Below are 12,753 nucleotides of genomic sequence, written 5' to 3'. Positions count from 1 at the left end.
GGACCCGGGGCTGTACAGCCGCTACGCGCGTAGATATGCTCGTCTGGTGACCATGCCCACCTCTGCACCCGCTGCCCTCGCCGACGTGACCGCGTCCGACAGCACGCTGCGCCGCTTCCTCCACGGACTGCCCGGCGTCGACGCGGTCGGGCTGGAGGCGCGCGCCGCCTCGCTCGGCACCCGATCCATCAAGACCACCGCCAAGGCGTACGCGATCGACCTGGCCATCTCGATGGTCGACCTGACGACGCTGGAAGGCGCGGACACCCCCGGCAAGGTCCGGGCGCTCGGCGCCAAGGCGGTCCTCCCCGACCCGACGGACCGCACGGCGCCGACCACGGCCGCGGTGTGCGTCTACCCCGACATGGTGGCCGTCGCGAAGGAGGCCGTCGCCGGTTCCGGCGTGAAGGTCGCCTCCGTCGCGACCGCGTTCCCGGCGGGGCGGGCCGCGCTCGACGTGAAGCTGGCCGACGTGCGCGACGCGGTCGCCGCGGGCGCCGACGAGATCGACATGGTCATCGACCGCGGGGCGTTCCTCGCGGGCCACTACATGAAGGTGTACGACGAGATCGTCGCCGTGAAGGAGGCCTCGGGCGCCGCCCGGCTGAAGGTCATCTTCGAGACCGGCGAGCTGTCGACGTACGACAACATCCGGCGGGCGAGCTGGCTCGGCATGCTGGCCGGGGCCGACTTCATCAAGACGTCCACCGGCAAGGTCGCGGTGAACGCCACCCCGGCGAACACGCTGCTCATGCTGGAGGCCGTCCGCGACTTCCGCGCCCAGACCGGCGTGCAGGTCGGCGTGAAGCCGGCCGGCGGCATCCGCACCACCAAGGACGCGGTCAAGTTCCTCGTCCTGGTGAACGAGACCGCGGGCGAGGACTGGCTGGACAACCACTGGTTCCGCTTCGGCGCGTCCTCCCTGCTGAACGACCTGCTGATGCAGCGTCAGAAGCTGGCCACCGGCCGCTACTCCGGCCCCGACTACGTGACGGTGGACTGATCCATCATGGCTTCCGCATTCGAATACGCCCCGGCGCCCGAGTCCCGCTCCGTCGTCGACATCGCCCCCTCCTACGGCCTGTTCATCGACGGCGAGTTCACCGAGGCCGCCGACGGCAAGGTCTTCAAGACCGTCTCCCCCGCCTCCGAGGAGGTCCTCTCCGAGATCGCCCAGGCGGGCGAGGCGGACGTGGACCGCGCGGTGCGGGCCGCCCGCAAGGCGTTCGCGAAGTGGTCGGCGCTGCCGGGCTCCGAGCGAGCCAAGTACCTGTTCCGCATCGCCCGGATCATCCAGGAGCGCAGCCGTGAGCTGGCCGTCCTGGAGACGCTGGACAACGGCAAGCCGATCAAGGAGACCCGCGACGCGGACCTCCCCCTGGTCGCCGCCCACTTCTTCTACTACGCGGGCTGGGCCGACAAGCTGGACCACGCCGGTCTCGGCGCGAACCCGCGCCCGCTGGGCGTCGCGGGCCAGGTCATCCCGTGGAACTTCCCGCTGCTGATGCTGGCGTGGAAGATCGCCCCGGCCCTCGCGGCGGGCAACACGGTGGTGCTGAAGCCCGCCGAGACCACGCCGCTGTCGGCGCTGTTCTTCGCGGACATCTGCCGCCAGGCCGGCCTGCCCAGGGGCGTCGTCAACATCCTTCCCGGGTACGGCCACGCGGGCGCGGCGCTGGTCGCGCACCCCGACGTGGACAAGGTGGCCTTCACCGGTTCCACCGCCGTCGGCAAGGCGATCGCCCGGCAGGTGGCCGGCTCGCACAAGAAGGTCACCCTCGAACTGGGCGGCAAGGGCGCGAACATCGTCTTCGACGACGCCCCGATCGACCAGGCCGTCGAGGGCATCGTCACCGGGATCTTCTTCAACCAGGGCCAGGTGTGCTGCGCGGGGTCGCGGCTGCTGGTCCAGGAGTCGGTCCACGACGAGCTGCTCGACTCGCTGAAGCGACGGCTGTCGACGCTGCGTCTGGGCGACCCGCTGGACAAGAACACGGACATCGGCGCGATCAACTCCGCGGAGCAGCTCGCGCGGATCACCTCGCTCGTCGAGCAGGGCGAGGCCGAGGGCGCCGAGCGCTGGTCCCCTGCCTGTGAACTGCCGTCGTCGGGCTACTGGTTCGCCCCGACGCTGTTCACGAACGTCACGCAGGCGCACACCGTGGCCCGCGACGAGATCTTCGGCCCGGTGCTGTCCGTCCTGACGTTCCGCACCCCGGACGAGGCCGTCGCGAAGGCCAACAACACGCAGTACGGCCTGTCGGCGGGCATCTGGACCGAGAAGGGCTCCCGCATCCTCGCCGTGGCGGGCAAGCTGCGCGCGGGTGTGATCTGGTCCAACACGTTCAACAAGTTCGACCCCACCTCGCCGTTCGGCGGATACAAGGAGTCGGGCTACGGCCGCGAGGGCGGCCGGCACGGCCTGGAGGCGTACCTCGCCCCGTCGAGCCAGGAGGGCGAGCGATAAATGAGCGCAGTCGAGAAGTCCGAGCAGCGGCGTCTGAGCGTTTTCAAGACCTACAAGCTGTACGTGGGCGGCAAGTTCCCGCGTTCCGAGAGCGGCCGGGTGTACGAGGTGAGCGACTCCAAGGGCACGTGGCTGGCGAACGCCCCCCAGTCGTCGCGCAAGGACGCCCGGGACGCGGTCGTCGCCGCGCGCAAGGCGTTCGGCGGCTGGTCCGGCGCCACGGCGTACAACCGCGGGCAGGTCCTGTACCGCGTCGCGGAGATGCTGGAGGGCCGCCGGGAGCAGTTCGTCCGCGAGGTCGCCGAGGCGGAGGGCCTGTCGAAGGCGAAGGCGGCTGCGGTCGTCGACGCGGCGATCGACCGCTGGGTCTGGTACGCGGGCTGGACGGACAAGATCGCCCAGGTCGTGGGCGGCGGGAACCCGGTGGCGGGTCCGTTCTTCAACCTGTCGTCCCCGGAGCCGACCGGCGTCGTCACGGTGCTGGCCCCGCAGGAGTCGTCGTTCCTGGGCCTGGTGTCGGTGATCGCCCCGGTGATCGCGACCGGCAACACGGTGGTCGTGGTCGCGAGCGAGAAGTGCCCGCTGCCGGCGCTCTCGCTGGGCGAGGTGCTCGCCACCTCGGACGTGCCGGGCGGCGTGGTGAACATCCTGTCCGGCCGGACCGCGGAGATCGCGGCCCCGCTGGCCGCGCACCAGGACGTCAACGCGATCGACCTGGCCGGCGCGGACGAGGAGCTGGCCAAGGAGCTGGAGATCGCCGCCGCGGACAACCTGAAGCGGGTCGTGCGTCCACAGGCTGTGGACTACACCCGGACCCCCGGCACGGAGGGCCTGACGGCCTTCCTGGAGACCAAGACGGTGTGGCACCCGACCGGCGCGCTGGGCGCGTCGGGTTCCTCCTACTGAGGTCCGCCCGCCGATCCGCGCCCGCCGGCGCGGTGCCGTCTCCGGGGCCCCGATCCGTGTCCCCGGGGCTCCGGGCACCGGGAGAGCCGCGCTTCCCCTCCGTCCGGGGGAAGCGCGGCTCTCCCGCGTGTGCGCCCGGGCTCCGCGCCGGGCGTGGAACGTGCGAGCGGCGAGCGGCGAGCGGCGAGCGGGTCAGTGCAGCAGGCCGGTCACCTGGCCGAGCACCGGGATGCCCCCGACCGAGGGGGCCTGCGCCAGCGGACCGGTGAGCGTCTTCGTGGAGAGCGGCTTGAAGTCGGCGAGCTGGGTGCCCACACCGTTGTCGAGCGGGTCCACGCCCGTGCCGGCCAGCGGGTTGGGCTTGAGCCCCTCGATCGGGCCGGTGACATAGCCCACGGTCCCGGTCAGCGCCTGGAGTCCGGCCTGCGGGTCGACGGTGCCGAGCGAGGTGGGCCGGGTGCGCACGGCGTCCACGAGGGGGGCCGAGTCCGCCATCGCCGGGGTGGCCGCGGCGGCACCGGCGGCGACCACCCCGACCGCGGCGGCGATCCGCGCGGTCGTGCGGGCCAGGGACGTCGGCTGGGCTGCGTGTCGCGCCATCGGGGTTTCCTCTGTGACGGGCGGAGGGCCGAGGCACTCCGCCGGAGGGCAACGGAATCGACACGCACAGTAGTTGAAGCGGGTCCCGGTGCGGGCGGTCCCGGCACCGGATTACTCCCTGCGGGTCAACAGGCATATCACCGCCACTCGGTGGGCGAGCCCGGGTGCCCGTCGCCCCGCACCCCCGCGCCGGGGATAATGTCCGGGAGCCGCGCCGACGCGCGCGCCGCCGGACCTGTCACAGAAGGTGCAGAGAATTGGGCTCCCACCCCCCGATACCCACGCGCGTGGTGCTGCTCTGCGGCCCCTCCGGCTCCGGGAAGTCCCTTCTCGCCGCCGCCTCCGGTCTCCCCGTGCTGCGCCTCGACGACTTCTACAAGGAGGCCGCGGACCCGACGCTGCCCCGGGTGGAGGGCAGCACCGACATCGACTGGGACCACCCGTCGTCCTGGGACGCCGACGCCGCGGTCGCCGCGATCGCGGAGCTGTGCCGGACCGGCCGCACCACCGTCCCCGTCTACGACCTCTCGCTGAGCGCCCGCACCGGCGCCGAGACGCTGCGCGTGGAGCGCACCCCGCTGTTCATCGCGGAGGGGATCTTCGCCGCGGAGATCGTCGGACGGTGCCGCGAACTCGGCCTGCTGGGCGACGCGCTGTGCCTGTCGCGGGGTGCGGTGACCACCTTCCGGCGGCGTTTCGTGCGGGACCTCAGGGAGGGGCGCAAGTCGGTGCCGTTCCTGCTGCGCCGCGGCTGGCGGCTGATGCGGGCGGAGCGCTCCATCGTGGCCCGCCAGGCGGCGCTCGGCGCGCACCCCTGCGACAAGGCGGAGGCGCTCGGCCGGCTGACCGCGGCGGCGGCCGGCGGTCCGGCCCCGGCGCAGCGCGCGGCGGCGTAACCCCCGCGGAGGACACTCCACCCCGCCCGGTCCGGGAAGGACACCCGGTCGACCCGGTCCCCTCGGTCCAACCGGTCCATGCGGTGCACGACGAGAAGGTCCGGGCGGACCCCCCGTCCGCCCGGACCTTCTGCGTTTCCCCCGTGACCCCCGCGGTCCCCCGACCGCGTCGGTCCCCCCACGACCGTCGCCGGCTCCCCCCGGAACCGGCTCCCCCCGGTCTGTTACCGCTCCCCCCAGACCTTCAGGCGACAAGCTCCCCGAAGGACTCCTCCTCGTCACGGCCGAAGCTGAGGACCTCGTCCTCGCGCAGCCGGCGCAGCGAGCGCCAGATGCTGGACTTCACCGTGCCGACACTGATGTCGAGGATGTCCGCGATCTCCGGATCGGTGCGGCCCTCGTAGTACCGCAGGACCAGCATCGTGCGCTGGAGTTCGGGCAGCCGGGCCAGCGCCTGCCACAGGACGGCGCGCAGTTCGGTGCCGCGCATCGCGTCCGTGTCGCCGGCCGTCTCCGGCAGCTCCTCGGTCGGGTACTCGTTCAGCTTGCGGCGGCGCCACGCGCTGATGTGCAGGTTCGTCATGGTGCGGCGGAGGTAGCCCCCGACCGCGGCCTTGTCGGTGATCCGGTCCCAGGCCCGGTAGGTCGAGAACAGTGCGCTCTGCAGCAGGTCCTCGGCCTCGAAGCGGTCACCGGTCAGGTGGTAGGCGGTGGCGTACAGGGAGGCGCGGCGCTCCTGGACGTAGGCGGTGAACTCCGCCTCCGACGGCGAGCGCCGCTCCCCCGTGCCCTCCCCGTACGCGGCTCCCCCGTGAGCCTTCCCCCCGGTCCCGCCCACGGCGCCGAGCGCCGCGGTGTTCTCCCCCGTGCGGGCGTCGACCACCGTCATGTGAACGGTGTGCTGACGCCCGGTGCCGCGATCGCACCCCCGCACTCCCCCGTGCTCTCGGCTTCGCTCGAGCCGGGAGGTGCCACCGGCGGCACCGGTCTTGTCGGAAGCCCGGTTGACGTCGTGGAGCCGCGTGACAACCGCGCCAGTGATCGTGCTGTGCAGTGTGTTCATCTCGCGCCCCCCGTCGTGGAGTACCGGTGCTCCGGTTCGTTCTGTTCGTTCCGTGGTGCGTCCTGCCCCCGTGCCGAAAAGCTTGCCCGGGCCACTTCATGGCCGTGTCCGCCGACTGTCACAGGCCTGTCACAGGGGTACCGCGCGGGCACGGCCCGAGCGGTCACGGAGCGGAGCGGTACGGCTACCCGGCGCTCGTGCGGGCCCGGTCGGGGCGGGCACGGCGGGGGAGGTTGCGGGCAGGAGTCGGGTGGGAGCGCCCAGGCGGTCGATACCCGGCCATGTCATGGGCCAGAATGACGTCCGTGCCTTCCCTGTTGCTGATCGAGGACGACGACGCCATCCGTACGGCCCTGGAGCTCTCTTTGACGCGCCAGGGGCACCGCGTGGCCACCGCTGCCACCGGCGAGGACGGTCTGAAACTGCTGCGCGAGCAGCGGCCGGACCTGATCGTGCTGGACGTGATGCTGCCCGGCATCGACGGCTTCGAGGTGTGCCGGCGCATCCGGCGCACCGACCAGCTGCCGATCATCCTGCTGACCGCGCGCAGCGACGACATCGACGTCGTGGTCGGGCTGGAGTCCGGCGCCGACGACTACGTGGTCAAACCGGTGCAGGGGCGGGTGCTCGACGCCCGCATCCGCGCCGTGCTGCGTCGCGGCGAGCGCGAGGCGAACGACTCGGCCTCGTTCGGCTCGCTGGTGATCGACCGCGCCGCGATGACGGTCACGAAGAACGGCGAGGACCTTCAACTGACGCCCACCGAGCTGCGGTTGCTGCTGGAGCTGAGCCGCAGGCCCGGACAGGCGCTGTCCCGGCAGCAGTTGCTGCGGCTGGTGTGGGAGCACGACTACCTGGGCGACTCCCGGCTGGTCGACGCCTGCGTGCAGCGCCTGCGCGCGAAGGTGGAGGACGTGCCGTCGTCGCCGACCCTGATCCGTACCGTGCGCGGCGTGGGCTACCGGCTGGACAATCCTCAGTGACGAAGCCGCACGACAGGCTCCGCGGCTGGGCCGCGGCGCGCCGCAGACCGCTGTCCGGCCTGCGCTTCACGAGTCTGCGGCTGCGGCTGGTCGTGGTGTTCGGGCTGGTGGCGCTCACCGCCGCGGTGTCGGCGTCGGGGATCGCGTACTGGCTGAACCGGGAGGCGGTGCTGACCCGTACGCAGGACGCGGTGCTGCGCGACTTCCAGCAGGAGATGCAGAACCACGCGAGCCTGCTGCCCGTGCACCCGGGGCCGGCGGAACTGCGCCGCACCGCGGGCCAGATGGCCAACAGCAGCCAGCGGTTCAGTGTGCTGCTGGTCGCCGAGGACGGCACCGGCAACCGGGTCGTCGGCAACTCCGACCTGGACACCTTCACCCTGGAGGACGTGCCCGCCTCGCTGCGCAAGGCGGTGAACAGGAAGCAGTCGACGTCGTCGCGCGACGCCTCCGCGTACCACCTGTACTGGCAGCGGATCACCGACCACGACCAGCCCTACCTGGTGGGCGGCGCCCGGGTGATCGGCGGGACCACGACCGGCTACATGCTCAAGTCGCTGGAGCCGGAGGCGAAGGACCTCAACTCGCTGGCCTGGTCGCTGGGGATCGCGACGGCGCTGGCGCTGATCGGATCGGCGCTGCTCGCGCAGGCCGCGGCGACCACCGTCCTCAAGCCGGTGCACCGGCTGGGCATCGCGGCCCGCCGGCTCGGCGAGGGCAAGCTGGACACCCGGCTGCGGGTCTCCGGGACGGACGAACTCGCCGACCTGTCACGGACGTTCAACCACACCGCGGAGGCGCTGGAGAAGCACATCGCCGACATGAGCGCACGGGACGAGGCGTCCCGGCGGTTCGTCGCCGACATGTCCCACGAGCTGCGCACCCCGCTCACCGCGATCACCGCGGTGACGGAGATCCTCGAGGAGGAGCTGGACGCGGAGACCGGCAGTGTGGACCCGATGATCGAGCCGGCCGTCCGGCTGGTGGTCAGCGAGACCCGGCGGCTGGGCGACCTCGTCGAGAACCTGATGGAGGTGACCCGCTTCGACGCGGGCACCGCCCGGCTCGTCCTCGACGACGTGGACATCGCCGACCAGATCACCGCGTGCATCGACGCGCGGGCCTGGCTGGACGCCGTCGAGCTGGACGCCGAGCGCGGCATCACCGCCCGGCTCGACCCGCGCCGCCTGGACGTGATCCTCGCGAACCTGATCGGCAACGCGCTCAAGCACGGCGGTTCCCCGGTCCGGGTGGCCGTGCGGGTGGAGGGGGAGGAACTGGTCATCGCGGTGCGCGACCACGGTCCCGGCATCCCCGAGGAGGTCCTGCCGCACGTCTTCGACCGGTTCTACAAGGCGAGCGCCTCCCGGCCGCGGTCCGAGGGAAGCGGGCTCGGCCTGTCCATCGCGCTGGAGAACGCGCACATCCACGGCGGCGAGATCACCGCGTCGAACTCCCCCGACGGCGGGGCGGTGTTCACCCTGCGGCTCCCGCACGACGCCTCGCGGCTCCTCGGCGACGGCCCCGGCGAGCCCGAGGACCCCGCGATCGGCAACGGCACGGAAGGCACCTCCGGATGAGCCCCGCCCCCGCCCGCACGCCGGGCGGCCGTACCGCGGACCGCGCGCCGGCCGCGACCGCCAGGACCGCCCCGCGCCCCGCGCGCCGGCGGCGCCCGGCGCTGCTGCCGGTGCTGCCGCTGCTCGCCCTGCTGCTGTCCGGGTGCGGCATCCGCTCGACCCAGGTCCCCACCGACTTCGGGCCCGCCCCCTCCCGGGTCCCGTGCGCCCTGTCCGGCCAGGACCGGGCGTCCTCGTCCTCGGGCGGGGTGCCCGTGCAGGTCTTCCTGGTGTGCTCGGGGCAGCTGGTCACCGTCGACCGGTCGGTGCGCATCCCGGACGGCACCACGGAGGCGGAGCGGCGGGTCCTGGTGGCGCAGGCGCTCCTCGACGAACTCGCCGAGACGCCGTCGACGGCGGAGCAGCAGGCCCACTACTCGACGGACGTGCGCGGCGGGATGACGGTCGGGGGCCCGCACGGCCGGGACCCCGAGGACGCGCTGCGGCTGAGCACCTCCCCCGCGGACCTCACCTCGACGGCCCTGTCGCAGGTCGTCTGCACGTTCTCCGACTCGGCGGCGGCGCGGGACGACGGCACGGTGGTCCTCGGCGGGCCGGCGCCCGGCGCGCTGCGCACGTACACGTGCACGCCGGAGGCGCGGGCCTCGCCGGCCGCCGAGCCCCCTGGGTCGACGGCGCTGAAGAGCTCGTGAGGCGGGCCGGGGCGAAAATCCCGGCTCCGGAACCGATCGCGGCGGACCCGGCGTCTTGGGGTGCGTGCAGCGTCTTGGTTCGAACGGCGACCGTGCCGTCACCCGCGTCCGTGTGGCAGGAGGCGTCCTCCTCGTCGCCCACCTCGCGCTCGTCGCCTGGATCACCCTGCGCCCCCTGGACGTCCCCTGGGTGAGCGCCGCCAATCTGCGGCCGTTCGCCGGGATCAGAGCCGACCTCGCGCTCGGCCCCGGGACGGCGGTCCGCCGGATCGGCGCCGGACTGGGGCTGCTGGCCCCGCTGGGCGTGCTGCTTCCGCTGGCCGGCGGCAGGATCACCGCGTCCCCGCTCGGCTCCCTGCTGCGGTCGACCGCGGTGGGAGCGCTGCTGTCACTGGGCATAGAGCTGCTGCAGACCGGTGTCCCCGGGCAGGTGGTGGACATCGACTCGGTCCTGCTGAACACGCTCGGTGTGGTCCTCGCCCATCTCGCGGTCGTACCGGCCGGGCGCGCCGCGATCCGCCGCAGGTCGCGGACGCGGCGCCTCGCGGCCGTCCTGCGGGGGGACCCGGCTCAGGGTCTGACCCCGACGATTCCCAGGGTCGGCATCGCTCCGTAGAGCGAGGTCGCGCGCCGTGCGGCGGCGTACCGTCGAAGAGGTCGGGGTACACGCCGACACGAAGGAGCCGGACGCACCGGCTCGCCGCGACGGTTCGCCAAGGAGCCAGCATGACCGCCATCGCCCGCCCCACGAACGGCCGCATGATCGGCGGAGTCTGTGCTGCGCTGGCACGGCGCTTCGGTGTCTCCGCGACCACGATGCGCGTCATCTTCGTGGTGTCCTGCCTGCTTCCCGGCCCGCAGTTCCTGCTCTACATCGCGCTGTGGATCCTCTTCCCGTCCGAGGACAAGGGCTCCGGCACCGCCTGGTGACCGGCCCGGCCCTCCCGCACACGGCGAACGCCGGTGGGGCGCACCCGATGCGGGTGCGCCCCACCGGCGTTCGGGCAGCACGACGGCCCCGGAGCGGCGGGGAAGGGGGCCGGGCGCGCCGGGGGATCAGCCCAGCGGAATCCCGTTCACCGGCAGGCCGTGGGTGGGCAGACCCTGCACCGGCAGGCCACCGAGCAGTCCGGCCACCGGGGCCGCGGGCCCGTCGGCGAGCAGGCGCCCGGCGGCGGGCTTCGCCGCGGCCACGCCCGCCCCGAGCGCCTGACCGGCACCGGGCAGCGCCTGCGCGACGTTCTCGGCGGGCAGCGTCCGGGTGACGGTGTCCAGCGCGGAGGAGGCGTCCGGCACGGCCGGGGCGGCGTTCGCGGCGCCCGCGCCGGCGGCGGCGAAAGCGGCACCGAGAGCGGCGACACCGAGGGTCTTGGCAGACTGCTTCATGGTGAATGCGTCCTTGGATACGGGGATGTGAGCGGTCCAGAACCGTAAACACGCGAACCCGCCGTCCGCAAACATCGGAAAACGGCCGGGTCAAGGAGGAGAAGTGAGGACCCGGCCGTTTTCCCTGAAGCTCGATCAGGCGTTCTCCGCCGCGGATCCGCTGGTCGAAGCGGTCTGCTGGAACAGCCATTCGGACTTGAGTTCCGCATATCCGGGCTTGACGACGTCGTTGATCATCGCGAGTCGTTCATCGAAAGGAATGAACGCCGACTTCATGGCATTGACCGAGAACCACTGCATGTCGTCGAGTGAATAACCGAACGCCTCGACAAGGTGCTCGAATTCTCGGCTCATGCTCGTCCCGGACATGAGCCGGTTGTCCGTGTTGACCGTGGCGCGGAAATGCAGCCTCCGCAGCAGCCCGATCGGGTGCTCGGCGTAGGAGTCGGCGGCGCCGGTCTGGAGGTTGGAGCTCGGGCACAGCTCCAGCGGGATGCGCTTGTCCCGCACGTAGGAGGCGAGGCGGCCGAGCTCCACCGAGCCGTCGTCGCGGATCTCGATGTCGTCGATGATGCGGACGCCGTGACCGAGCCGGTCGGCGCCGCACCACTGGAGGGCCTGCCAGATGGACGGCAGCCCGAACGCCTCCCCGGCGTGGATGGTGAAATGGTTGTTCTCGCGCTTGAGGTACTCGAAGGCGTCCAGGTGCCGGGTGGGCGGGAAGCCCGCCTCGGCACCCGCGATGTCGAAGCCGACGACGCCGCGGTCGCGGTACCGGTTGGCGAGTTCGGCGATCTCCAGGGCGCGGGCCGCGTGCCGCATGGCGGTGAGCAGCGCGCCGACGCGGATGCGGTGGCCGTTCTCCCGGGCCAGCCGCTCCCCTTGCCGGAAGCCCTCGTCGACCGCCTCGACGACCTCTTCGAGACTGAGCCCGCCCTCCAGGTGCTGTTCGGGCGCGTACCGCACCTCGGCGTAGACGACGCCGTCCTCGGCGAGGTCCTCGGCGCACTCGCGGGCGACCCGCACCAGGGCCTCGCGGGTCTGCATGACGGCGCAGGTGTGGGCGAAGGTCTCCAGGTACCGCTCCAGCGAACCGGAGTCGGCGGCCTCCCGGAACCACAGACCAAGCTTGTCGGCGTCCGTCTCGGGGAGATTCGAGTAGCCCGACGCGCGGGCGAGTTCGACGATCGTCCCGGGGCGCAGGCCCCCGTCGAGGTGATCGTGCAGCAGGACCTTGGGCGCCCGGCGGATCTGTTCCGAGCTCGGGGTGTTCCGGATCTGGCTCGTCATTGGCGCACTCTAGCCCCTACGCGCGTAGAGCCGTCGTCACGCGGTGCCGTCGATACGTAACGGTGACCGTGCGGACGGGTGGCGTACACCGGTGCTTCTGACACTGTTCTGTCATGGCACAGCAAGCGACGCCGGCGCGCACGGCCCGGCTGGGGAGAGCGCTCGGTCCGGCGCCGGCGGCGGTCGGCGGAGTCGTCCTGCTGCTGCCGGGCGGCGAGGAGGACTCGGTGCGCCGCCCCTCCCCCCTGACGGCGACCGCCTCCGTGCGCGCACTCGGCCGCAGGCTGGCCCGCGCCGGGCGGACGGACGAGCTGGTCACGCACGCCGTCCACTACCGGGTCCGGGGCTGGAACGGCGGCGAGGCACACCCGGCGGGTGACGCGTCCTGGGCCGCGGACGAGGTGGTCCGCCGCTACGGAGACGTCCCCGTCTGCCTGGCCGGCGTCGGGATGGGCGGCCGGGCGGCGCTCCGCGCCGGCGGCCACCCGGCCGTCAACTCGGTGCTGGCGCTGGCCCCCTGGCTGCCCGAGGACGACGTCGCCGCACCACCCGAACCGGTGAAACATCTGGCCGGGCGCCGGGTGCTGATCGTGCACGGCACCAACGACCGGCGCACCGACCCGGAGTTGTCCTTCCGGCTCGCGGCGCGCGCGAAGAAGGCCAACCGCGACATCTGCCGCTTCGAGGTCCACTCGGACGGGCACGGCCTGCACCAGCACCGGCAGGAAGTCCTGGCCCTGGCCGAGGACTTCGTCCTCGGTGCGCTGTTCGGCCACGCCTGGTCCCGGCCGGTGCAGGACGCGTTCGCCGCCCCGCCGCCGCTCGGCCTGCGGATGCCGCTCGCGGCCGGCTTCGGCCGGTCGCTGCGCCGCTGAGGGACCGCCCCGGTC

The 12,753-nt window shown here is 72.7% G+C and carries 14 protein-coding genes; 10 read left to right on the top strand and 4 right to left on the bottom strand.

Going from position 1 to position 12,753, the window contains the following annotated elements; all coding sequences use genetic code 11:
• Positions 1 to 52 precede the first annotated feature (52 nt).
• The 3 genes from deoC to ACGFS9_RS18860 are packed head-to-tail and all read left to right on the top strand — an operon-like array spanning position 53 to position 3,373.
• Positions 53 to 1,003, top strand: a complete 951-nt coding sequence (gene deoC, locus ACGFS9_RS18870) for a deoxyribose-phosphate aldolase (protein WP_393254664.1) — start codon at positions 53 to 55, stop codon at positions 1,001 to 1,003.
• A 6-nt stretch (positions 1,004 to 1,009) separates the two neighbouring features.
• Positions 1,010 to 2,467: an aldehyde dehydrogenase family protein gene (locus ACGFS9_RS18865; protein ID WP_393254511.1), complete on the top strand. Its 1,458-nt coding sequence runs from the start codon at positions 1,010 to 1,012 to the stop codon at positions 2,465 to 2,467.
• On the top strand, positions 2,468 to 3,373 hold the full coding sequence (locus tag ACGFS9_RS18860) for an aldehyde dehydrogenase family protein (RefSeq protein WP_393254510.1): 906 nt from the start codon (positions 2,468 to 2,470) through the stop codon (positions 3,371 to 3,373).
• 192 nt (positions 3,374 to 3,565) lie between these two features.
• Here ACGFS9_RS18860 and ACGFS9_RS18855 read toward each other — a convergent pair whose 3' ends face one another.
• A complete protein-coding gene (locus ACGFS9_RS18855) occupies positions 3,566 to 3,973 on the bottom strand; it encodes a hypothetical protein (protein WP_393254509.1) in 408 nt (135 codons plus the stop codon).
• 257 nt (positions 3,974 to 4,230) lie between these two features.
• On the opposite strand from ACGFS9_RS18855, the gene ACGFS9_RS18850 reads away from it, so the two are divergent.
• Entirely contained in the window at positions 4,231 to 4,869 is a 639-nt protein-coding gene (locus ACGFS9_RS18850) for a uridine kinase (RefSeq protein WP_393254507.1), read from the top strand.
• A gap of 244 nt (positions 4,870 to 5,113) precedes the next feature.
• On the opposite strand, the gene ACGFS9_RS18845 is transcribed toward ACGFS9_RS18850, so the two are convergent.
• Positions 5,114 to 5,932 (bottom strand): SigE family RNA polymerase sigma factor, encoded by an 819-nt coding sequence (locus tag ACGFS9_RS18845; RefSeq protein WP_393254505.1) that lies wholly within the window; start codon positions 5,930 to 5,932, stop codon positions 5,114 to 5,116.
• Between the two features lie 305 nt (positions 5,933 to 6,237).
• Between ACGFS9_RS18845 and afsQ1 the strand changes: the two genes are divergently transcribed.
• From afsQ1 to ACGFS9_RS18820, 5 genes are all read left to right on the top strand, one after another.
• On the top strand, positions 6,238 to 6,915 hold the full coding sequence (afsQ1, locus tag ACGFS9_RS18840) for a two-component system response regulator AfsQ1 (protein WP_037625670.1): 678 nt from the start codon (positions 6,238 to 6,240) through the stop codon (positions 6,913 to 6,915).
• Positions 6,912 to 8,495: an ATP-binding protein gene (locus tag ACGFS9_RS18835; RefSeq protein ID WP_393254503.1), complete on the top strand. Its 1,584-nt coding sequence runs from the start codon at positions 6,912 to 6,914 to the stop codon at positions 8,493 to 8,495. Before afsQ1 ends, ACGFS9_RS18835 begins: the two co-directional genes overlap by 4 nt.
• The gene (locus tag ACGFS9_RS18830; RefSeq protein ID WP_393254501.1) at positions 8,492 to 9,187 is read left to right on the top strand and encodes a hypothetical protein; all 696 of its coding nucleotides are present in this window, start codon (positions 8,492 to 8,494) and stop codon (positions 9,185 to 9,187) included. Before ACGFS9_RS18835 ends, ACGFS9_RS18830 begins: the two co-directional genes overlap by 4 nt.
• A gap of 64 nt (positions 9,188 to 9,251) precedes the next feature.
• Positions 9,252 to 9,803, top strand: a complete 552-nt coding sequence (locus ACGFS9_RS18825) for a VanZ family protein (protein WP_393254499.1) — start codon at positions 9,252 to 9,254, stop codon at positions 9,801 to 9,803.
• A 110-nt stretch (positions 9,804 to 9,913) separates the two neighbouring features.
• A complete protein-coding gene (locus ACGFS9_RS18820) occupies positions 9,914 to 10,117 on the top strand; it encodes a PspC domain-containing protein (protein WP_393254497.1) in 204 nt (67 codons plus the stop codon).
• A 126-nt stretch (positions 10,118 to 10,243) separates the two neighbouring features.
• Here the strand turns inward: ACGFS9_RS18820 and ACGFS9_RS18815 are convergent, their stop codons facing one another.
• Positions 10,244 to 10,573 carry an ATP-binding protein gene (locus ACGFS9_RS18815; RefSeq protein ID WP_393254495.1) on the bottom strand — a complete coding sequence of 110 codons (330 nt, stop codon included), beginning with the start codon at positions 10,571 to 10,573 and terminating at the stop codon, positions 10,244 to 10,246.
• A gap of 135 nt (positions 10,574 to 10,708) precedes the next feature.
• Positions 10,709 to 11,863: an adenosine deaminase gene (locus ACGFS9_RS18810; RefSeq protein WP_393254494.1), complete on the bottom strand. Its 1,155-nt coding sequence runs from the start codon at positions 11,861 to 11,863 to the stop codon at positions 10,709 to 10,711.
• A 113-nt stretch (positions 11,864 to 11,976) separates the two neighbouring features.
• Between ACGFS9_RS18810 and ACGFS9_RS18805 the strand changes: the two genes are divergently transcribed.
• Positions 11,977 to 12,738, top strand: coding sequence for an alpha/beta hydrolase (locus ACGFS9_RS18805; protein ID WP_393254492.1), 762 nt, complete (start codon positions 11,977 to 11,979; stop codon positions 12,736 to 12,738).
• Positions 12,739 to 12,753 lie beyond the last annotated feature (15 nt).

Source organism: Streptomyces sp. NPDC048566, assembly GCF_043199735.1.
Taxonomy (GTDB): domain Bacteria; phylum Actinomycetota; class Actinomycetes; order Streptomycetales; family Streptomycetaceae; genus Streptomyces.
The sequence above is the reverse complement of the archived record's forward strand: the minus strand, read 5'-3'. Positions and strand labels throughout refer to the sequence as shown.